The 19,994-nt window shown below is 66.1% G+C and carries 18 protein-coding genes; 3 read left to right on the forward strand and 15 right to left on the reverse strand.

Features of this window, described 5'->3' with window-relative positions; genetic code table 11:
• Nucleotides 1-91: 91 nt before the first annotated feature.
• From ACFW0H_RS22840 to zwf, 5 genes are all read right to left on the reverse strand, one after another.
• The gene (locus ACFW0H_RS22840) at nucleotides 92-913 is read right to left on the reverse strand and encodes a shikimate 5-dehydrogenase (RefSeq protein WP_422916133.1); all 822 of its coding nucleotides are present in this window, start codon (nucleotides 911-913) and stop codon (nucleotides 92-94) included.
• Between the two features lie 172 nt (nucleotides 914-1,085).
• Complete coding sequence (locus ACFW0H_RS22845; protein ID WP_422916134.1) at nucleotides 1,086-2,711, reverse strand: NADP-dependent glyceraldehyde-3-phosphate dehydrogenase; 1,626 nt, start codon at nucleotides 2,709-2,711, stop codon at nucleotides 1,086-1,088.
• 273 nt (nucleotides 2,712-2,984) lie between these two features.
• Nucleotides 2,985-3,623 carry a bifunctional 4-hydroxy-2-oxoglutarate aldolase/2-dehydro-3-deoxy-phosphogluconate aldolase gene (locus ACFW0H_RS22850; protein ID WP_422916177.1) on the reverse strand — a complete coding sequence of 213 codons (639 nt, stop codon included), beginning with the start codon at nucleotides 3,621-3,623 and terminating at the stop codon, nucleotides 2,985-2,987.
• A gap of 67 nt (nucleotides 3,624-3,690) precedes the next feature.
• Nucleotides 3,691-4,404 (reverse strand): 6-phosphogluconolactonase, encoded by a 714-nt coding sequence (pgl, locus tag ACFW0H_RS22855; RefSeq protein WP_422916135.1) that lies wholly within the window; start codon nucleotides 4,402-4,404, stop codon nucleotides 3,691-3,693.
• Nucleotides 4,391-5,860 carry a glucose-6-phosphate dehydrogenase gene (gene zwf / locus ACFW0H_RS22860; protein ID WP_422916136.1) on the reverse strand — a complete coding sequence of 490 codons (1,470 nt, stop codon included), beginning with the start codon at nucleotides 5,858-5,860 and terminating at the stop codon, nucleotides 4,391-4,393. The genes pgl and zwf overlap by 14 nt, the downstream gene beginning before the upstream one ends.
• Nucleotides 5,861-6,033: 173 nt before the next feature.
• On the opposite strand from zwf, the gene ACFW0H_RS22865 reads away from it, so the two are divergent.
• A complete protein-coding gene (locus tag ACFW0H_RS22865; RefSeq protein ID WP_459077329.1) occupies nucleotides 6,034-6,903 on the forward strand; it encodes a MurR/RpiR family transcriptional regulator in 870 nt (289 codons plus the stop codon).
• Nucleotides 6,904-7,043: 140 nt separating this feature from the next.
• Here ACFW0H_RS22865 and ACFW0H_RS22870 read toward each other — a convergent pair whose 3' ends face one another.
• The 10 genes from ACFW0H_RS22870 to edd all read right to left on the reverse strand — a co-directional run bounded on the left by ACFW0H_RS22870 (nucleotide 7,044) and on the right by edd (nucleotide 18,997).
• Nucleotides 7,044-7,931 carry a D-hexose-6-phosphate mutarotase gene (locus tag ACFW0H_RS22870; protein WP_422916137.1) on the reverse strand — a complete coding sequence of 296 codons (888 nt, stop codon included), beginning with the start codon at nucleotides 7,929-7,931 and terminating at the stop codon, nucleotides 7,044-7,046.
• Nucleotides 7,931-9,154, reverse strand: coding sequence for a maltoporin (locus ACFW0H_RS22875; protein WP_422916138.1), 1,224 nt, complete (start codon nucleotides 9,152-9,154; stop codon nucleotides 7,931-7,933). Before ACFW0H_RS22875 ends, ACFW0H_RS22870 begins: the two co-directional genes overlap by 1 nt.
• A gap of 114 nt (nucleotides 9,155-9,268) precedes the next feature.
• Nucleotides 9,269-10,420, reverse strand: coding sequence for an ABC transporter ATP-binding protein (locus ACFW0H_RS22880; RefSeq protein ID WP_422916139.1), 1,152 nt, complete (start codon nucleotides 10,418-10,420; stop codon nucleotides 9,269-9,271).
• A 24-nt stretch (nucleotides 10,421-10,444) separates the two neighbouring features.
• Nucleotides 10,445-11,290: a carbohydrate ABC transporter permease gene (locus tag ACFW0H_RS22885; RefSeq protein ID WP_422916140.1), complete on the reverse strand. Its 846-nt coding sequence runs from the start codon at nucleotides 11,288-11,290 to the stop codon at nucleotides 10,445-10,447.
• Nucleotides 11,283-12,191 (reverse strand): carbohydrate ABC transporter permease, encoded by a 909-nt coding sequence (locus ACFW0H_RS22890; protein WP_422916141.1) that lies wholly within the window; start codon nucleotides 12,189-12,191, stop codon nucleotides 11,283-11,285. Before ACFW0H_RS22890 ends, ACFW0H_RS22885 begins: the two co-directional genes overlap by 8 nt.
• A 222-nt stretch (nucleotides 12,192-12,413) precedes the next feature.
• Nucleotides 12,414-13,667 (reverse strand): ABC transporter substrate-binding protein, encoded by a 1,254-nt coding sequence (locus ACFW0H_RS22895; RefSeq protein ID WP_422916142.1) that lies wholly within the window; start codon nucleotides 13,665-13,667, stop codon nucleotides 12,414-12,416.
• Nucleotides 13,668-13,939: 272 nt separating this feature from the next.
• Entirely contained in the window at nucleotides 13,940-15,370 is a 1,431-nt protein-coding gene (locus ACFW0H_RS22900; RefSeq protein WP_422916143.1) for an ATP-binding protein, read from the reverse strand.
• Entirely contained in the window at nucleotides 15,363-16,094 is a 732-nt protein-coding gene (locus ACFW0H_RS22905) for a response regulator (RefSeq protein WP_422916144.1), read from the reverse strand. Before ACFW0H_RS22905 ends, ACFW0H_RS22900 begins: the two co-directional genes overlap by 8 nt.
• A gap of 126 nt (nucleotides 16,095-16,220) precedes the next feature.
• The gene (locus ACFW0H_RS22910; protein WP_422916145.1) at nucleotides 16,221-17,174 is read right to left on the reverse strand and encodes a glucokinase; all 954 of its coding nucleotides are present in this window, start codon (nucleotides 17,172-17,174) and stop codon (nucleotides 16,221-16,223) included.
• Entirely contained in the window at nucleotides 17,171-18,997 is a 1,827-nt protein-coding gene (gene edd, locus ACFW0H_RS22915) for a phosphogluconate dehydratase (RefSeq protein ID WP_422916146.1), read from the reverse strand. The genes ACFW0H_RS22910 and edd overlap by 4 nt, the downstream gene beginning before the upstream one ends.
• Nucleotides 18,998-19,361: 364 nt before the next feature.
• Here edd and ACFW0H_RS22920 point away from each other — a divergent pair, with 364 nt between their 5' ends.
• A complete protein-coding gene (locus ACFW0H_RS22920) occupies nucleotides 19,362-19,490 on the forward strand; it encodes a hypothetical protein (protein WP_422916147.1) in 129 nt (42 codons plus the stop codon).
• 60 nt (nucleotides 19,491-19,550) lie between these two features.
• Entirely contained in the window at nucleotides 19,551-19,976 is a 426-nt protein-coding gene (locus ACFW0H_RS22925) for an organic hydroperoxide resistance protein (RefSeq protein WP_422916148.1), read from the forward strand.
• The last annotated feature ends 18 nt before the right edge of the window (nucleotides 19,977-19,994 follow it).

Consider the following 19,994-nt stretch of genomic DNA (forward strand, 5'->3'; position numbering starts at 1 on the left):
TAGGGGCGAATTCATTCGCCAAGGGGCACGCAGTGCCCCCGCTGGGCCTTGAAGGGCAGACCTTCGGCCTGCTTGGCGAATGAATTCGCCCCTACAAGCCCCTTGCGAACGCCGCGGCCTTCTCGATCAGCTCCGCCTCCGGCCGGATGCCGGTGTAGAGGACGAACTGCTCCACGGCCTGCAGCACGATCACCTCGGCGCCGGTGATCACCGGCTTGCCCAGCTCGCGGGCCAGGCGGATCAGCGGGGTTTCCACTGGCAGGGCGACCACGTCGAACACCCACTCGGCCACCTCCACCTGCGCAGGCGTGAAAGCCAGGCTGTTCGCCTCCGGGCCGCCCTCCATGCCCAGCGGGGTGACATTCACCAGCATCTGCGGCATTGCATCACCCAGTTCAGGCAACCATTCGTAGCCACAGCCTTCGGCCAGCTTCCGACCAGTCTCCGCGTTGCGGGCGATGATGCTGCCGTGGCGGAAACCGCTGTCGCGTAACGCGCTGGCCACGGCCTTGGCCATGCCGCCGCTGCCGCGCAGGGCGAAGCGGATGTCCTTCGGCACGGCGTGGCTCGCCAGCAGGCTGGCCACGGCGCTGTAGTCGGTGTTGTAGCCCTTCAGCCAGCCGTTGTCGGCGACTATGGTGTTCACCGAGTCGATGGCCGAAGCGGAAGCGTCCAGTTCGTCCAGCAGCGGAATGCAGGCTTCCTTGAACGGCATCGAAACGGCCGAACCGCGGATGCCCAGGGCGCGGATGCCGCCGATGGCGGCCGGCAGGTCGGTGGTGGTGAAGGCCTTGTAGATAAAGTCGAGATCCAGCGCTTCGTACAGGTAGTTGTGAAAGCGCGTGCCGAAATTGCCGGGGCGGCCGGACAGCGACATGCAGAGCCGGGTTTCCCGGCTGATGGGGCGGGGCATGGGGTGTCTCCGTTGATCGGTGGAATGGCGAAATCCTTGTAGGGGCGAATTCATTCGCCAAGGGGCACGCAGTGCCCCCAATAGACCTTGCAGGGCAGTCCTTCGGCCTGCTTGGCGAATGAATTCGCCCCTACAGCAATCCACTGCCCCTACAGGGTTCCGCCGCCCGCTCTCAGAAAATGTAATCCGTGGTCAGGAAGTTCGATTCGCGGTTGCGAATGATCTCGCTGACCAGCGCTTTGTTGTCCTCCTGGAACTTCGTCGCCACCAGGGTGCGAATGGAGAACACGCGCAGGGCGTCATGTACCGACAGCGTGCCCTCGGCGGAGTTCTTGCGGCCGTTGAAGGGATAGCTGTCCGGGCCACGCTGGCACTGGGTATTGATGTTGATGCGGCCGACCTGGTTGGCGAAGGCGTCGACGAGGCGGCCGACCTGCGCCGGGTCGTTGCCGAACAGGCTGAGCTGCTGGCCGTAGTCGGAATGCAGCACGTAGTCGATCACCTCCTCCAGCTCGCGGTAGGGCACCACGGGGATCAACGGGCCGAACTGTTCCTCAAAGTACAGGCGCATGTCCGGGCTGACCGGGCTCAGTACGGCGGGATAGAAAAAGCTCTGCCGGTGGCTGCCGCCGCCCGGGTTGACCACCTTGGCGCCCTTGGCCACGGCATCCGCCAGCAGAGTGTTGAGGTAATCGACCTTGCCCGGCTCGGGCAGCGGGGTCAGGGCCACGCCGTCGTCCCAGGGCATGCCCGGCTTGAGCGCGGCGAGCTTGGCGCAGAAGTTGTCGAGGAAGGGTTCGAGCACATCCTCGTGGACGAAGAGAATCTTCAGCGCGGTGCAGCGCTGGCCATTGAAGGACAGCGCGCCGGTGATGGCTTCGCTCACCGCGTTGTCCAGGTCCACTTTCGGCAGCACGATGCCGGGGTTCTTCGCATCCAGGCCCAGGGCCGCGCGCAGGCGGTGCGGGCGCGGGTGCAGCTTCTTCAGGTCGCTGGCCCCGGAGTGGGTGCCGATGAAGGCGAACACATCGACCTTGCCGCTGGCCATGATGGCGCTGACGGTCTCGCGGCCACGGCCGTAGATGATGTTGATGACCCCCGGCGGGAAGCTGTCGCGGAAGGCCTCCAGCAGCGGACGGATCAGCAGCACACCGAACTTGGCCGGTTTGAACACCACGGTGTTGCCCATGATCAGTGCCGGGATCAGGGTGGTGAAGGTCTCGTTCAGCGGGTAGTTGTAGGGGCCCATGCACAGGGCCACGCCCAGCGGCACGCGGCGGATCTGGCCGAGGGTGCCCTGCTCCAGCTCGAAGCGGCTGGAACGGCGGTCCAGCTCCTTGAGCGCCTCGATGGTGTCGACGATGTAGTCGCAGGTGCGATCGAATTCCTTCTCGGAATCCTTGAGGTTCTTGCCGATCTCCCACATCAGCAACCGGACCACCGCCTCGCGCTGCTCGCGCATGCGCGTCAGGAATTTCTCCACATGCTGGATGCGCTCGGCCACGCGCATGGTCGGCCAGAGGCCCTGGCCGTGGTCGTAGGCGGCGACGGCGGCGTCCAGCGCGGCCAGGGCGGCGTCGGCGTCCAGCAGCGGAGTGCTGCCCAGCACCACCTGTTCGTCGCCCCGCTCGCCAGCCAGGAAGATCGGGCTGCGCACCGCGGCCAGCGGGCCGTCCCAGCGCAGCAGCTCGCCATTCACCAGGTACTCGCGCTGCTCGATGGGGGCGCCGGGGCGAAAGCGCTCGGGGATTTCGGCAGCAGTGGGGAACAGGGCATCGAGATTGTTGTTGTGGGTCATTGCTCATCCCTCGGACACGAACGGGTGAAGATGAAGTCAGGTTTTAACGTGGCTTTTTTGTTTGGTAAATCGATTCAGCAAACCGTTTGGCGGAATCCGCTCCCGCACGGGATCGGCGTAGATCAAAGGTGGGTAGAAACCTGTAGGGGCGAATTCATTCGCCAAGGGGCACGCAGTGCCCCCATTGGATCTTGCAGGGCAGACCTTCGGCCTGCTTGGCGAATGAATTCGCCCCTACAAGGGAAGATCGCCCCACGGGCGAAGCAGCCGGCCTCAGCCCAGCAACGCCAGCGCCTCGGCGGAACATTCCTGGATGCGCTGCCAGTCGCCGTTGCGGATCCAGTCCTTGTCCATCATCCAGGTGCCGCCCACGCACATCACGTTGGGCAGCGCCATGTAGTCGCGCAGGTTGCCGGGATTGACCCCGCCGGTGGGGCAGAAGCGGATGCCCGGGAAGGGGCCGCCGAAGGCCTTGAGGGCCTTGATGCCGCCGCATATTTCCGCCGGGAACAGCTTGAAGCGGCGGTAGCCCAGGGCGTAGCCGAGCATGATTTCCGACGCGCTGCTGATGCCGGGCAAGAGTGGCAGCGGGCTGTAGACGCCGGCCCGCAGCAGCTCGGCGGTGCAGCCGGGGGTGACGATGAACTGGGAACCGGCTGCCTCGGCTTCGGCGAGCATCCATTCGTCCAGCACGGTGCCGGCCCCCACGCAGAGCTCCGGGCGCTGCTCGCGCAGGGTGCGAATGGCGGAGAGGCCGTGTTCGGAGCGCAGGGTGATTTCCAGGGTGCGCAAGCCGCCGGCGGCCAGGGCGTCGGCGAGCGGCAGGACGTCCTGCTCGCGCTCGATGGTGATCACCGGGAGGATGCGCGCGGCGCCACAGAGGATGTCGATCAGGGCGGCCTTGTCGGCCATGCCCGGCACGGCGTCGCGATTGGTGGCCCGACTGTTGGGGAGACTGGTCATTTGCGGTCCTTCGGGCTCAGGGGCACCAGTGGATTTCCAGGGGACGGCGGAGGAAGGCGCGGATCGGCATCGCCGCCACGTCGTCGCCCGCCAGGGCATCGGCCAGGGTGGCCAGCTTGGCCTGGCCCTGCACGGTCAGCAGGGTCAGCCGGGCGCTGGCCAGCAGCGGCAGGGTCAGGGTCAGGCGCTGGCGCGGCACGCTGGGTGCCAGCATTGGCAGACAGCGCTGCGGACCATCGGCGCGCAGGGCCTCGTCCAGGTTCGGGCTGCCGGGGAAGAGCGAGGCGGTGTGGCCATCCTCGCCCATGCCCAGTACCAGCACGTCGATGGGCGCCAGTTCCGCCAGGGCCGCATCGGCCAGGCGCGCCGCCTCTTCCACGCCCGGAGCGCTCTGGTAGAGGCCGACGAAGCGTACTTGCGCGGCCTCCCCTTGCAGCAGGTGGCGGCGCACCAGGCCTTCGTTGCTGTCGGAGTGGCTGACCGGTACGAAGCGTTCATCGGCGAGGCTGACGGTCACTTTCGACCAGTCCAGCATCTCTGCGGAGAGCCGCTCGAAGAAGGCCACCGGGCTGCGCCCGCCGGAGACCACCAGCACGGCCGAGCCGCGGGTTTCGATGGCCGCACGCAAGGCGTTGGCCACGGTGATGGCCAGCTCGCCAGCCAGTTGTTCAGGGCTGCCAAGGGCGAGCCCGGTGACCTGCGACGGCAGGTCGAGATTACAGATCGCCATACCAGCTCCTGCCATCACGGGTGATCAATGCGATGGAGGCCACCGGCCCCCAGGTTCCTGCCGCATAGGGCTTGGGTGCGTCGCCCTGCTGCCGCCAACCGGCGATCAGCTGGTCGCACCACTTCCAGGCGTACTCGATTTCGTCCTTGCGCACGAACAGGTTCTGGTTGCCCTTCATCACTTCCAGCAGCAGCCGCTCGTAGGCATCGGGTATCCGTACGCTGCGGTAGGTGTCGGAGAAGCTCAGCTGCAGCGGGCCGCTGCGCAGCTGCATGCCCTTGTCCAGGCCCTGGTCCTTGGTCATCACCTGCAGGGAAATGCCCTCGTCCGGTTGCAGACGGATGATCAGGCGGTTGCTGATCAACGGCCGCTGCTCGGGGGCGAAGATGTAGTGCGGCGGTTCCTTGAAGTGTATGACGATCTGCGAAAGCTTCTGCGGCATGCGCTTGCCGGTACGCAGGTAGAAGGGCACGCCGGACCAGCGCCAGTTGCGGATTTCCGCGCGCAGGGCGACGAAGGTCTCGGTGTCGCTGTGGGTGTTGGCGTTGTCCTCTTCCAGGTAGCCGGGCACCGACTTGCCGAGGATGTTGCCGGCCACGTACTGGCCACGCACCACCTGTTGACCGAGTTGCTCCACGCCGATCGGCGCCAGGGCCTTGAGCACCTTCACCTTCTCGTCGCGGATGCTGTCGGCGGAGAGGTCGCTGGGCGGGTCCATGGCGATCAGGCAGAGCAGCTGCAGCAGGTGGTTCTGGATCATGTCGCGCAGCTGGCCGGCCTGGTCGAAATACCCCCAGCGGCCCTCGATGCCCACCTGCTCGGCCACGGTGATTTCCACGTGGGAGATGTGGTGCTGGTTCCACTGGGTTTCGAACAGGCTGTTGGCAAAGCGCAGGGCGATCAGGTTCTGCACCGTCTCCTTGCCCAGGTAGTGGTCGATCCGATAGGTGCGGTTTTCCGGGAAGTGCGCCGCCACCGCGTCGTTCACCGCGCGGGAGGATTCCAGGTCATGGCCAATGGGCTTTTCCAGCACCACCCGGGTGCGTTCGGCGAGCCCAGTGGCGGCCAGGCCGGCGCAGATGGCCCCGTACACCGATGCCGGTGTGGCGAAGTAGGCGATCAGCCGGGTTACCGGGCCCAGCTTGTCGGCCAGGGCCGAATAGGCTGCCGCGTCGAGGAAGTCCATGGAGAGGTAGTCGAGCCGCGCCAGGAAACGCTGCACGGCGCCCTCCTCCACTTCCCGGGCCGGCACATGGCGGCGCAGGTGTTCGCCGATGGCGGCGAGGTGGGCGGCACAGTCGCCGTCTTCGCGGGCCAGGGCGAGGATGCGGGTGTCGGCGGGCAGCAGGCCGGCACGGTCCAGTTGATAGAGCGCGGGGAACAGCTTGCGCAGTGCCAGGTCACCAAGTGCCCCGAACAGGGCCAGGGTGCAGGGTTCGACAGGTTGAGAGGCCATGATATTTGTTCTTCTATCAAACATGAGCTTATGAATACACCCAATGAAGCGTTACAGCAAGACAAAATGTAGTAATAAAACTACATTTACCGACATACGAGATTACGGTGGCCCCGCCTGGGTACGCTCAGTACGATAAGCCACTGATTGCAGGCCCCTTTCCAGGAAACCCAATGGACCGCGTGCACAACCTGCTGGAACAGATCCAGAACCGCCTCGACGAACTCAACAAGGCCGAGCGCAAGGTCGCCGAAGTCATCCTGCGCGACCCGCAACAGGCCACCCGCTACAGCATCGCGGCGCTGGCCCAGGCGGCGCAGGTCAGCGAGCCGACGGTGAACCGCTTCTGCCGCTCCTTCGGCGTCAACGGCTATCCCGAACTGAAGATGCAGCTGGCCCAGAGCCTGGCCAGCGGCGCCGCCTACGTGAGCCAGGCGGTGGCCGCCGACGACGGCCCCGAGGCCTACACCCGGAAGATCTTCGGCAGCGCCATCGCCTCCCTGGACAGCGCCCTGCAGAGCCTCGATCCGCAGCTGATCAGCCGCGCCGTGGACCTGATGATCCAGGCGCGGCAAATCCACTTCTTCGGCCTCGGCGCCTCGGCCTCGGTGGCCCTGGACGCACAGCACAAGTTCTTCCGCTTCAACCTCGCGGTGTCCGCCCACTCCGATGTGCTGATGCAACGGATGCTGGCCTCGGTGGCCCACACGGGCGACCTGTTCGTGATCATTTCCTACACCGGCCGCACCCGCGAACTGGTGGAAGTGGCGCGCCTGGCCAGGCAGAACGGTGCCTCGGTGCTTGGCCTCACCGCCGCCGGCTCGCCCCTGGCCAAGGCCAGCACCCTGAGCCTGGACATCCCCCTGCCGGAGGACACCGACATCTACATGCCGATGACTTCGCGCATCATCCAGCTCACCGTGCTCGACGTGCTCGCCACCGGCATGACCCTGCGCCGCGGCGTGGACTTCCAGCCGCACCTGCGCAAGATCAAGGAAAGCCTCAATGCCAGCCGCTATCCGACGGATGAAGAGCCGACCTGATCGCGACGGGCTCCCGCCTTTCGTAGGGTGGATGGCGCTCTTCCATCCACCAACACGCTCCGAGCAGCTCCGCTGGTGGATCGGTAAAGCGTGATCCACCCTACGACTGGGGAGAGGGCAACGGAGCCCGCCCCCACAAATCACCCGACCCACGCCTTCAAACTCAACCTCGCCTCTGCACCCGCTACCAGCTCCACACTGTCTTCTCCACAGGCCGCGCCCTGCACGGAAAGAAATCCCAACCCCTCCGCCCAGCTCACTTCGGATAAAGGCCGGCTGCCGGGATGCCAGACCACGGTGTTCGGATTGCTCCCACCGTCGATGCACAAACGTCGCTGCCAGCCGGCATCCTGAATCTTTACGCGGCCGCCCTGCTGGAACACCTGGTGGCACCCATCGATCACGCGCAATTCGCCCTCTTGCCGGCAGGGTTCGCGGCTCATCAGATCACGCCCTTCTGCGCCATCCAGCCCCAGCAGCCCGACCCGCGCCACATCGCTGACCCGCCAGTAGGCGTGCAGCGCATGGCTGAACACGCAGGGCTCGCTGTCGCGATGACAGGTGACCAGTTGCAGGCTCAGGCGCTCGCCGAGTTCCGCCGCCAGCTCCACCTGCCAGTCGTGCAGCTCCAAACGCCAGACGAGGCGCACACCTTCCGCGTCGGCTTCCTTGTGGATAAGTCGCCAGTCGGAGAGCCGCGCCCAGCCGTGATGGGGCCAGCCGCCTTCCATGGGGTGGCGGCCGAACCAGGGCCAGCACACCGGCACTCCGCCGCGGATGGCGCCGATCTTCGGCCAGCGCGTCGCGCACCAGAGCAGCGGACGCTCGCCACGGGGCTGGAAGTGCAGCAATTGGCCACCCTGGCGACTGAACACCGCCTGGCAGCGCGGATGCTCCACCAGCAGCAGTTCGCGGCCCTGCTGCTCGCTCCAGCGGAACGGCTGCCCGGCTGCCGGCCGCAGCAGGCCGGCCAGGGGATGGTCCGAACCCTCCCCCGCTTTCAGCAGCTGCGGCCTGGGGCTGCGCATCACTTCCACCAGTACTCCAGCTGCACGCCGAAGTTGGAGCCATGCAATGCATCGCCGAATGCGCCGGTATCGGACAGTGCCGAACCCGCCGCCAGTTGGCTGGCTGCACGCTGGGCCGCTTCGTTCCAGCTGGCGTAGGTGTAGTAGAGGCGGATTTCCGGGCGCTGCCAGAAGCCGGGGCCGGCCGGCGACCAGGTGGGCGCGACGGTGAACTTGGTCAGTTTGCGGGTGCCGCCGGGAGCGTCCACCTGGTCGCGACCCAGTTCGGTGACCAGCTTGAACTGGTCGGTGATGGCGTAGACCGGGCGCACGCCCACGGAGAGCCAGTTCTGGTCGTCGCCGTCCGGGCGGGTGTCCTTCTGGTAGACCACCTCGAACTGGCCACCGAAGCGCGGCGTCACCTGCCAGTCGAAGAACTCCACCACACGCCAGCTCTGGTTGGCGTTGTCCAGGGTCGGATCGCCGGTGTAACCCAGGGCGGTGCCCGGCCCTCGGCCGTACTGCAGGGCGAAGGTGTTGACCCCGCCGAGAAACTCCTTCTGCTTGTGCTGCACGGCCGCCGACCAGCCGCTGTGGGCGTCAGTGCTGTCGGGCTTGTCGATGTAGCTGACGCCCACGCCCACTTCGCCGCCGGGGTTGGTCTGGAATCCGTCGATATTGAAATCGTGGCGGTTGATGTAGGGGTCCTGGTCGTAGTTGTCCTTGCGCGAGAAGACATAGCTGTACTTGAGGTCGCCGATGGCCACCTGGTCGAAGCCGAAGCCGGTGGCGCTCTGGTTCCAGTAGTAGTAGTCGGAGATGTGGATATCGTTCCGCTTGTAGAAGCGGCGCCCCGCCCAGAAGGAGCCACCGTTCAATGCCGGCATGTTGCTCCACTCGGTGTACATCTGGTTCATCCTCGCGAAGCCGTGATCGCCGGTGAACTCGGGGGTGTGGCCGTATTCATTGAACAGCTGCGCCATGCCCTCGACGCTGATCACCGAACCGTCGTCGAGCTTGAACAGGTCCTGGCGCAGGTCCAGCTCGATGTACTGCTCGCACTCGTTGCCCAGGCGGTACTTCGATTGCGCCCCCGGCAACTGGAAGCAGGATTGCGTGCCGCCCTCGTTGGAACCACCGGCACCGCTGCGCATGTAGCCGGTGAACTCCACCGCCTGCGCCACACCGGAAACCGCGAAAAGCGCGCAGGGCAGTACCCACAAACCTTTAAAAGTCGTGCTCATGTCCACTCCAGATTTTTATTGTTGTGTTGCGATGGATCGTTTACGCGGTGCTCTTGTAGGGTGGGCTTCAGCCCACCACCGAGCTATCTGGTGGGCTGAAGCCCACCCTACCTGCTACAAGCCCTTGAGCTGGGCCACCCTGGCTGGCCGATCAAAGCTCGACTCCTTTTCCGGAGCACAGAGGCGCTCGCCGCTTCGCGCATCGAACAGCAGCACCTTGTCCGGGGCGAACTGCAGCTCCAGGGTCTCCCCTACCCGTGGAGCGGCATCCGGCGCCAGGCGCACGCAGACCTTGGTCTGGTTGATCTCGACGAAGGCCAGGGTGTCGGGGCCGGTGGGCTCCAGCACCTGCACCTCGGCACGGACGGCGGGCGAGTTGCTCGCGCCGACCTGGATCTGCTCCGGGCGGACGCCGAGGATCAGCTCATGCCCTTCCAGCTCGCCATGGGCTTCGCCCAGGGGCAGCTCGCAGTGGCCTTCGGCGCTGTCCAGCAGGCCCACCAGGCGACCGTCGCGGCGTTGCAGGCGCAGGGGGATGAAGTTCATCGGCGGCGAGCCCATGAAGCCGGCGACAAAGAGGTTGGCCGGGTCGTTGTAGATCTCTCGCGGGGTGCCGAACTGCTGGATGATGCCGTCCTTCATCACCGCCACCTTGTCGCCCAGGGTCATGGCCTCGATCTGGTCGTGGGTGACGTAGACAGTGGTGGTCTTCAGCCGCTGGTGCATCAGCTTGATCTCGGTGCGCATCTCCACCCGCAGCTTGGCGTCGAGGTTCGACAGCGGCTCGTCGAACAGGTAGATCTTCGGCCGCCGCGCCAGTGCCCGGCCCATGGCCACGCGCTGCTGCTGGCCACCGGAAAGCTGGCCGGGCTTGCGCTCCAGCAGGTGCTCGATCTGCAGCAGCTTGGCCACGCGGGCCACTTCGGCGTCGATCTCGGCGGCCGGCAGCTTGCGGATCTTCAGGCCGAAGGCGATGTTCTCGCGCACGCTCATGGTCGGGTACAGGGCGTAGGACTGGAACACCATGGCGATGTCCCGGTCCTTGGGGCTCATGCCGCTGATGTCGGCGCCGTCCACCATGATCGCGCCACCGGTGATGTTCTCCAGCCCGGCAATGCAGTTCATCAGGGTGGATTTGCCGCAGCCGGAGGGGCCGACCAGGATCAGGAATTCACCCGAGTCGATCGACAGCTCGATGTTCTTCAGGGTGTCCGCCAGGCCGCTGCCGTAGGACTTGTTCACATTGCGCAGTTCGAGGGTTGCCATGTCGTTTCTCCTATCTTGAGGGCATCAGCCCTTCACCGCGCCAGCGGTCAGACCGCGCAGGAAATATTTGCCGGCGAATACATAGACCAGCAGGGTGGGCAGGCCGGCGATCATCGCGGCGGCCATGTCGACGTTGTATTCCTTGACCCCGGTGCTGGTGTTCACCAGGTTGTTCAGGGCCACGGTGATGGGCTGGCTGTCGCCGCTGGCGAACACCACGCCGAAGAGGAAGTCGTTCCAGATCTGGGTGAACTGCCAGATCAGGCAGACCATGATGGTCGGCACCGACATCGGCAGCAGGATGCGCCCGAAGATGGTGAAGAACCCCGCCCCGTCCAGCCGCGCGGCACTCACCAGGGCGTTGGGGATGCTCACGTAGAAGTTGCGGAAGAACAGCGTGGTGAAGGCCAGGCCGTAGACCACGTGCACCAGCACCAGGCCGCCGGTGGTGTTGGCCAGGCCGAACTGGCCAAGGGTGAAGGACGCCGGCAACAGCACCACCTGGAAGGGCAGGAAGCAACCGAACAGCAGCAACCCGAAGAACAGCTGCGAGCCACGGAAGCGCCACATGGACAGCACGTAGCCGTTCAACGCACCGAGCAGGGTGGAGATGATCACCGCCGGCACGGTGATCTTCACCGAGTTCCAGAAGTAGCCGCCGACGCTGGCCCAGGCCTTGGCCCAGCCCACCAGGGTGAACACGTCCGGCATGGACAGCAGATTGCCGCTGCGGATGTCGTCGGGGGTCTTGAAGCTGGTCAGCAGCATCACCACCAGCGGCACCAGGTAGACGGCGCACGCCAGGATCAGCGTGGCGTAGATGGCCAGGCGGCTGAAGCTGAACACGGGTTTTCCGGCCAGGCTAGTCATGGCGCTTGTTCCTCAGTTCGGAGTACAGATAGGGCACCAGGATCGCCAGCACCGCGCCGAGCATGAGCATCGCGCTGGCGGCGCCGAGGCCCATCTGGCCGCGGGTGAAGGTGTGGGCGTACATGAACATCGCCGGCAGGTCGGAGGCGTAGCCGGGGCCGCCGGCGGTCATCGCCGCCACCAGGTCGAAGCTCTTGATGGCGATGTGGGCGAGGATCATCAGCGCGCTGAAGAACACCGGCCGCAGGCTCGGCAGGACGATGCGCAGGTAGATGGTCGGCAGGCTGGCGCCGTCCACCTGGGCGGCACGGATGATCGACTGGTCCACCCCGCGCAGGCCGGCGAGGAACAGCGCCATGACGAAGCCCGAGGACTGCCACACGGCGGCGATCACCAGGCAGTAGACGACCCGGTCCGGGTCCACCAGCCAGTCCAGGCGAAAGCCCTCCCAGCCCCAGTCGCGCAGCAGCTTGTCCAGGCCGAGGCCCGGATTGAGCAGCCATTTCCAGGCGGTACCGGTGACAATCATCGACAGCGCCATGGGGTAGAGGTAGACGGTGCGGATGAAACCTTCGCGGCGGATGCGCTGGTCCAGCAGCACGGCGAGGAACACGCCGAGCACCAGGCTGATGGTGATGAACAGTCCGCCGTAGACCAGCAGGTTGTGGCTGGCCACCCACCAGCGATCGTTCTCCAGCAGGCGCTCGTACTGCTGCAGCCCGACGAACTTGTAGCTGGGCATGAAGCGCGAGTTGGTGAAGGACAGCAGAAAGGTCCAGAGGATGTAGCCGTAGAAGCCGACCAGCACGATCAGCACGCTGGGCGCCAATACCAGCTTGGGTATCCAGCGCTGCAGCGCGTCCAGCGGTGAGGCCTTGGCGAAGACTGCGGTTGAGCTCATGGGTAACTCCGTAGTTACGGGTTGCACGGACAGCCCCCTCTCCCTCTGGGAGAGGGTTGGGGTGAGGGATGCATCGAGCCACGCCGACCTTCCCTCACCCCCCGCCCCTCTCCCGGAGGGAGAGGGGAGCAGATCGCGGCGCGGCCGATCCCGAGGCGCAGGCCTGGAAGCCTGCACCGGCATGGGAACTGGGAATCAGGGGCCGCTACGCGGCCCGACCGCTCACTGCACCGCCTGGATCGCGGCAGCCAGTTGCTGCACGGCCTTCTTCGGGTCGGCGGCGGGGTCGTTGAAGAAGTTGGTCACCACGTCGAACACCGCGCCCTGCACGTAGCTGGAGGCGGCCATGCCGTGGGCCAGGCTGGGCTGCAGGCCGTCGCCGGTGGCGGCTTCCTTGAAGTCCTTCATGGACTGCTGCGCGCAGGCGTCGAAGCTCGACATGTCCTGGTCCAGGCGGACCGGGATGGAGCCCTTGTTCTGATTGAAGAACTGCTGGAACTGCGGCTCGAGCACGGTGCGCGCGAGGTCGTTCTGCGCCTTGATGTTGGCCTCGTCGTTCAGCTTGAACATGGCCAGCGAATCGATATTGTAGGCGAAGCTGCCCTGGGTGCCGGGGAATGGCAGGCACTGGTAGTCCTTGCCTGCCACCTTGCCGGCGGCGCTCCACTCGCTCTTGGCCCAGTCGCCCATGATCTGCATGCCGGCCTTGCCGTTGATGACCAGGCCGCTGGCGCTGTTCCAGTCGCGGCCGGCGGCGTCGGGATCGACGTAGCCGCGCAGCTTCTTCAGGGCGACGAAGACCTCGACCATCTTGTCGCTGGTGAGGGTGGCCTTGTCCTGCAGGACGAACGCCTTGTGATAGCCCTGGGGCCCGAGGATGCCGAGGACCAGGTCCTCGAACACGGTGCCGTCCTGCCAGGGCTGGCCGCCGTGGGCGAGCGGGATGAATCCAGCCGCCTTGAGTTTGTCGGCGGCGACGAAGAACTCATCCAGGGTGGTGGGCGGCGTGGCGCCCGCCTTCTGGAACACTTCGGGGTTTATCCACAGCCAGTTGACCCGGTGCACGTTGACCGGCACGGCCACGTAATGGCCGTCGTACTTCATGATGTCCGCCACCTGTTTGGGCAGCAGCGAATCCCATTTGCCTTCGGTGGAGACTTCATCCAGTTCGGCCAGCAGGCCCAGTTCGCCCCACTCCTGGATATCCGGTCCCTTGATCTGCGCGGCGGACGGCGGGTTGCCGGACACGGCGCGGGTCTTCAGCACGGTCATGGCGGCCTCGCCACCACCACCGGCGACGGCGAAGTCCTTCCAGCTGTGGCCTTTGTCGACGACGAGTTTCTGCAGGGTATCGGCGGCGCGCTTCTCGCCACCGGAAGTCCACCAGTGCAGGACTTCCACTTCGCCGGCGAGGGCGGACAGCGGGAACAGCGCGGCGAGGGAAACGACAGCGGCCAGGCGGGAAATGGCATTCATGGATGGGACACCTTTTTGTTTTTATGGCTGTGCAAGTCGGTGCTTGCGCTTGCCTGCAGTCTAATCACGCCCCTCAAGGCCGCGGGTAACAAAGGGATAGTGGATGGTCACGGGGTGGTTACAAATGGTGGGAGACACACGGCCGTAGGTTGGTGCTGAGCCTGCGAAGCCCAACATCCGGTTCGCAGAACCGGCCCCCTGGGAGCGCCTTGCACTCCTCGTTGGGCTTCGCTTCGCTCAGCGCCAACCTACGCAAAGCGCAGCACAGCGCATCACCCCGCCTGCCTCGGCAACCACAGCGTCACCCGCAACCCACCGTCGCGCAGGTTCTGCAAACTCAGCTCGCCTCCATGGCTATGCGCCAGGTTGCGCGCGATGCCCAGGCCCAACCCATAGCCCTGCTGGTGCCCGGCCAGTCGGACGTGCGGTTCGAACACCTGCTCCAGCTTCTGCTCGGGTACGCCGGGGCCTTCGTCGTCGACGTGGAGGACAAAGGCATCACTGCTGTCCTCGATCTGCAGGTGGGCGCGTTCGCCGTATTTCAGCGCGTTGTCCACCAGGTTGCCGATGCAGCGGCGCAGGGCCAGTGGCTTGCCGGGGTAGCTGGCATGTGCCTCGCCTTCCAGGGTCACCCGGCCGCTGCCCAGGTAGGGTTCCACCAGGCCATGCAGCAGGTGGTTGAGATCCACCTGCTCAATGTTCTCGTGGATGTCGGTGTCCTTCACGCACTGCAGGGCGCCTTTCACCAGCAGCTCCAGGTCGTCCAGGTCGCGGCTGAACTTGGCCTGCACGGCTTCATCCCCCAGCAGCTCCACCCGCAGGCGCAGGCGGGTGATGGGAGTGCGCAGGTCATGGGAAATGGCGCTGAACAACTGGCTGCGTTCGCTGAGGTAGCGACTGATGCGCTCGCGCATGCTGTTGAAGGCGCGGCTCACATCAGCCACTTCGCTGCCGCCGGCCTCGGGCAGGGGCTCCACTTCGGCGCCCAGGGACATCTCCCGTGCGGCCCTGGCCAGGCGTTTCAGCGGCCGGCTCTGCCAGTGCACCAGCAGGCCGATGAACAGCAGCAGGAAGCTGCTGGTGAGCAGGATGAACCACAGCTGCTGGGTCGGCAGACCCTGGTCTTCCAGGCTGGCGTAGGGCTCGGGCAGCAGGGACGCGAGGTACAGCCATTCGCTGGGGCCGATCTGGATCTGTGTCACCAGCACCGGCGGATTCACCGGCTCCAGAGTCAGGGCATAGTGGGCCCAGGAACGCGGCAGTTCGTCGAGCTTGAGGCCGCTGTTGAAGATACGCAGGTCGTCCGGCGCGACGAAGTGCAGCGACAGGTCCACCTGCTTGCCCAGGCGCTCGCGCAGCACCACCTCCACCTCGTCCAACACCGCGCGCTTGCGCGGCGTTTCCGGCAGCACCTGCATGTCCAGCGGCTTGTCATTGAGCGAGACGAAGAAGCGGGTGCCGCCCATGGAGCGCAATTGGTCCAGGACCATGGGCCGGTAACCCAGCGGCAGCGAGCGGATGTAGCTGACGCTGGCGGCCATGGACTGGGCCAGGCTGCGGGCACTGGTCAGCAGGCCGTCCATCTGGCTGGTGCGCAGTTGCGAGAGCCAGATGACGCTGGACAGCGCCTGGGCCACCAGCACCACCAGCAGGGTGAGAAACAGCATGCGTCCGAGCAGCGAACGCGGTACCAGCCTAAGCATGATGGTGCGGCGTCACCTGCGCCGCCAGCAGGTAGCCGGCACCGCGCACCGTGCGGATCAGCCGAGGGGGCTTCTCGGTGTCGCGCAGACGCTGGCGCAGGCGGCTCACCGCCATGTCGACGATGCGCTCCAGCGGCATCACCTCGCGGCCACGGGTGGCGTTGGCGATGGTGTCGCGGTCGAGGATCTGCTGCGGATGGTCGAGGAACAGCTTGAGCAGGGCGAAGTCGGCGCCGGAGAGGATCACCTCCTCGCCATCCTGGTGGAACAGGCGGTGGCTGATCATGTCCAGGCGCCAGTCGTCGAAGGCCAGCACCTCCACCACCGAGCGCTCCTGGCCGAAGCCGACACGGCGCAGCAGGGCCTTGATCCGCGCCAGCAGCTCGCGGGGGCTGAAGGGCTTGCCCAGGTAGTCGTCGGCACCCAGCTCCAGACCGATCACCCGATCGGCTTCGTCGGAGCTGGCGGTAAGCATGATGATCGGCACCTGGGCAACGCGCTGGTGGGCGCGCACCCAGCGGCACAGGCTGAAGCCGTCCTCGTCGGGCAGCATCACGTCGAGGATCACCAGGTCCGCCGCTTCCTCGCCCATGGCGCGACGGAAACCCTCGCCATCGGCGACGCTGCGCACCTGGAAGCCGGCGCGGCTCAGGTAGGTTTCCAGCAGTTCGCGAATTTCCTGGTCGTCATCCACCAGGAGAATGGATTTTCCGGATTGGCTCACTTCGGCCGTCCTTTGTTGTTATCGGGTCGATCAAATGTTGGGCCTCGTTCCTCGGCACCAACCTACATGCAGCCTCGTAGGTTGGCGCCGAGCCCGCGAGGCCCAACGAATCGGGCGCCGCCCGTGTCAATGCAACTGCTGGAGCGCCACGCCCGCCCCTTCCAGACCGGGGTATTCGGCGGTTACCAGCCACACCGGGATGCCCTCGAAGTAACCGCTCATGCAGCCCTTGCTGGCGAAGGCGCGGGCGAAGCCGCTGTTCTGGAAGAACGCCGCGAAACGCGGCACCACGCCGCCGACTATGTATACCCCGCCACGGCCGCCAAGGGTCAGCACGTTGTTGCCGGCCACCCGGCCGAGCCAGCTGCAGAACAGCTCCAGCACCTCCTCGGCCAGCGGGTCGCCGACCAGGGCTGCGGCACTCACCTCGGCCGGTGAGACCAGGCGCGGTGCATGGCCACCCACCGCGCAAACGGCGCAGTAGAGATTCAGCAGGCCGTTGCCGCTGAGCACGTTCTCGGCGCTGACATGGCCGAGCTGGCCGTGCAGCTGTTGCCAGATCGCCGCCTCGCGCAGGCTGCCGATCGGCAGGTCGACATGCCCGCCCTCCCCCGGCAAGGCCTTCCAGCGGCCTTCGCCCAGGGGCAGCAGGGTACCGACACCGAGACCGGTGCCCGGACCGATCACCACCGCAGGGCTGTCCGCCTCGGCGACGCCGGGACAGATCTGCACGCGCTCGTGGCCCTTGAGGCGGGTCATTCCCAGGGCCATGGCGGTGAAGTCGTTGACCAGCAGCAGCTCGTCCACCTGCAAGGTGCGGCAGAAGGCCGAGCGACTGAGGCGCCAGTGGTTGTTGGTGAAGCGGAAATGCTCCCCACCCACGGGCCCGGCCACCGCCAGGCAGACAGCCCCCAGGCTGCCCGTCGCCAGGCCGAGGCCGGCGAGGTAATGGCTGATGGCCTGTTCCGGCCCGGCGAAATCGGCGGTGGCCAGCACTCGCACCGACTCCAGTTTCTCGTCGCGCCAGAGGGCGAAACGCGCATTGGTACCGCCGATGTCTCCGACCAGCGCCAGCTTCACTTGAGGCTCTCCAGGTTGCGGGTGAAGGCACTGGCGCCCTGCTCGGCGCTGCTGAAGGCCTCGCGCATGAAGGCGAACAGCTCGCGGCCGGTGCCGACGTTGGGCTCCAGGTCCCAGCGGGCCGGCTCGCGGGCGGCGAATTCGGCGGCGTCCACCAGCACTTCCAGGGTGCCGGTGGTGCCGTCCACGCGCACCCGGTCGCCATCGCGCAGGCGCGCCAGCGGGCCGCCGTCGACGGCTTCCGGACACAGGTGGATGGCCGCCGGGATCTTGCCCGAGGCGCCGGACATGCGGCCGTCGGTGACCAAGGCGACCTTGAAGCCACGGTCCTGCAGCACCCCGAGGTAGGGGGTCAGCTTGTGCAGCTCGGGCATGCCGTTGCTGCGCGGGCCCTGGAAGCGCAGCACCGCCACCAGGTCGCGCTCCAGCTCGCCGGCCTGGAAGGCGGCGGCGAACGCCTGCTGGTCGTGGAACACCCGCGCCGGCGCTTCCACCACCTGGTGTTCCGGCGCCACGGCGGAGACCTTCATCACCCCGCGGCCGAGGTTGCCCGCCATCACCCGCAGGCCGCCCTCCGGCGAGAAGGGCCGCGCCACCGGGCGCAGGATGCTTTCGTCGAGGCTCTGGCCGGCGCCGTCGCGCCAGACCAGTTGGCCGTCGGCGAGGAACGGCTCCCGGGTGTAGCGGCGCAGGCCACGACCCGCGACGGTGTTGACGTCTTCATGGAGCAGCCCGGCGTCGAGCAGCTCGCGCACCAGGAAGGCCACGCCGCCGGCGGCGTGGAAGTGGTTGATGTCGGCCTTGCCGTTGGGATAGACGTGGGCCAGGGTCGGCACCACCTCGGAGAGGTCGGCCATGTCCTGCCAGGTCAGCTGGATGCCGGCGGCCTGGGCAATGGCCGGCAGGTGCAGGGTGTGGTTAGTGGAGCCGCCGGTGGCGTGCAGGGCCACCACCGCATTGATCAGCACGCGCTCGTCGACGATCTCGGCCAGCGGCAGGAACTGCCCGCCCTGCCGGGTCAGGCGCGTCACCTGGCGCGCCGTTTCCACGGTCAGCGCCTCGCGCAGCGGGGTGTTGGGGTTGACGAAGGAGGCGCCCGGCAGGTGCAGGCCCATCATCTCCATGAGCATCTGGTTGGTGTTGGCGGTGCCATAGAAGGTGCAGGTGCCGGGGCTGTGGTAGGCGGCCATCTCCGAGGCCAGCAGCTCGTCGCGGCTGGCCTTGCCCTCGGCGTAGCGCTGGCGCACCTCGGCCTTGTCCTTGTTGGACAGGCCCGAGGGCATCGGCCCGGCGGGCACGAAGATCGACGGCAGGTGGCCGAAGCGCAGCGCGCCCATCAGCAGGCCGGGGACGATCTTGTCGCAGATGCCGAGGAACAGCGCCGCATCGAACATGTTGTGGGACAGCGCCACGGCGGTGGACAGCGCGATCACCTCGCGGCTGGCGATGCCCAGTTCCATGCCCGGCTCGCCCTGGGTGACGCCGTCGCACATGGCCGGCACGCCGCCGGCCACCTGCCCCACGGAACCTATGTCGCGCAGGGCCTGGCGGAGCTTCTCCGGGTAGTCCTCGTAGGGCTGGTGGGCCGAAAGCATGTCGTTGTAGGCGGTGACGATGGCGACGTTGGCCGCATCCATCAGGCGCAGGCGTTGCTTGTCGTGACCACCGCAGCCGGCCACGCCGTGGGCGAAGTTGGCGCACTGCAGCTTGCCGCGCTGCGGCCCTTCGCTGGCCGCCTGCTGGATCATCGCCAGGTAGCGCGCGCGGGTGGCGCGGCTGCGCGCCACCAGGCGCTCGGTTACTTCAAGGATGCGGGGATGCATGAGCTCGACTCCAGGTAGCGGGTAAATTTGTTTTTATAGAAACCACAATATTGCCACTCAGTGTAAAAATTAACCATAAAAAGCAAAATATTTTGTTATTACAACAACACCACCCTCAAGGCCCGCTTCCATCCATATAGACCACCGCCAGCGCTGGCTGACCTGGAGAATAACGCCGGGCCGGTATCGACACCTACCCCTTCCATGGCGCATTCCAGAGGCTTATGACCGCAGCAGATAGGCGCTAGCGCAAAATGCTCTAAGAAATAACTTGCGCGCAAAATAACTCAGCAGTAATTTCTGCCTCACCAGCTTACTTGGCGAACAAAAGATTAGCGAACAAACCAACTCCCGGAGACTCGCCATGAAAGCCCTGCTCACCCTCACCGCCGTCCTTGCCTTGTCCTCCACCAGCTTCGCCGACACCGGAAAGCAGGAGAACCGCCGCAGCGGCGCGCTGTACCCGGAATGGCTGATCAACCACGACGGCTGATCCGGAAGACCCTGAACACTCACACACCACGCAATCCCTACCCAACTGAAGGAATCCATCATGAGCATCGAAAACGTTCTCTACCGCGCCTATGCAGAAGCCACCGGCGGCCGTGACGGCCGCGCCATCTCCTCCGATGGCGTACTCGACGTCAGCCTGGCCACCCCTCGTGAACTGGGCGGCGCCGGCGGCGAAGGCACCAACCCCGAGCAACTCTTCGCCGCCGGTTACTCGGCCTGCTTCCTCGGTGCCCTGAAGTTCGTCGCCGCCCGCGACAAGCACAAGCTGCCGGCCGATACCTCCATCGAAGGTATCGTCGGCATCGGCGCCATCCCCACCGGTTTCGGCATCGAGGTGGAATTGCGCATCGACATCCCCGGGCTGGACCGCGAGGAAGCCCGCGCCATCGTCGACAAGGCCCACATCGTGTGCCCCTACTCCAATGCCACCCGCGGCAATATCGACGTGACCCTGACGCTGGTCTGAGTGGCGCAGGAAACGAAG

It is taken from the genome of Metapseudomonas cellulosilytica, from assembly GCF_049334135.1.
In the GTDB taxonomy this organism is placed as follows: domain Bacteria; phylum Pseudomonadota; class Gammaproteobacteria; order Pseudomonadales; family Pseudomonadaceae; genus Metapseudomonas.

Excerpts from the sequence above, each read along its gene's own strand:
- ACFW0H_RS22840 (WP_422916133.1), bottom strand. The coding sequence starts at position 913 with ATGCCCCGCCCCATCAGCCGGGAAACCCGGCTCTGCATGTCGCTGTCC.
- ACFW0H_RS22845 (WP_422916134.1), bottom strand. The coding sequence starts at position 2,711 with ATGACCCACAACAACAATCTCGATGCCCTGTTCCCCACTGCTGCCGAA.
- ACFW0H_RS22850 (WP_422916177.1), bottom strand. The coding sequence starts at position 3,623 with ATGGCCGACAAGGCCGCCCTGATCGACATCCTCTGTGGCGCCGCGCGC.
- pgl (WP_422916135.1), bottom strand. The coding sequence starts at position 4,404 with ATGGCGATCTGTAATCTCGACCTGCCGTCGCAGGTCACCGGGCTCGCC.
- zwf (WP_422916136.1), bottom strand. The coding sequence starts at position 5,860 with ATGGCCTCTCAACCTGTCGAACCCTGCACCCTGGCCCTGTTCGGGGCA.
- ACFW0H_RS22865 (WP_459077329.1), top strand. The coding sequence starts at position 6,034 with ATGGACCGCGTGCACAACCTGCTGGAACAGATCCAGAACCGCCTCGAC.
- ACFW0H_RS22870 (WP_422916137.1), bottom strand. The coding sequence starts at position 7,931 with ATGCGCAGCCCCAGGCCGCAGCTGCTGAAAGCGGGGGAGGGTTCGGAC.
- ACFW0H_RS22875 (WP_422916138.1), bottom strand. The coding sequence starts at position 9,154 with ATGAGCACGACTTTTAAAGGTTTGTGGGTACTGCCCTGCGCGCTTTTC.
- ACFW0H_RS22880 (WP_422916139.1), bottom strand. The coding sequence starts at position 10,420 with ATGGCAACCCTCGAACTGCGCAATGTGAACAAGTCCTACGGCAGCGGC.
- ACFW0H_RS22885 (WP_422916140.1), bottom strand. The coding sequence starts at position 11,290 with ATGACTAGCCTGGCCGGAAAACCCGTGTTCAGCTTCAGCCGCCTGGCC.
- ACFW0H_RS22890 (WP_422916141.1), bottom strand. The coding sequence starts at position 12,191 with ATGAGCTCAACCGCAGTCTTCGCCAAGGCCTCACCGCTGGACGCGCTG.
- ACFW0H_RS22895 (WP_422916142.1), bottom strand. The coding sequence starts at position 13,667 with ATGAATGCCATTTCCCGCCTGGCCGCTGTCGTTTCCCTCGCCGCGCTG.
- ACFW0H_RS22900 (WP_422916143.1), bottom strand. The coding sequence starts at position 15,370 with ATGCTTAGGCTGGTACCGCGTTCGCTGCTCGGACGCATGCTGTTTCTC.
- edd (WP_422916146.1), bottom strand. The coding sequence starts at position 18,997 with ATGCATCCCCGCATCCTTGAAGTAACCGAGCGCCTGGTGGCGCGCAGC.
- ACFW0H_RS22920 (WP_422916147.1), top strand. The coding sequence starts at position 19,362 with ATGAAAGCCCTGCTCACCCTCACCGCCGTCCTTGCCTTGTCCTCCACC.
- ACFW0H_RS22925 (WP_422916148.1), top strand. The coding sequence starts at position 19,551 with ATGAGCATCGAAAACGTTCTCTACCGCGCCTATGCAGAAGCCACCGGC.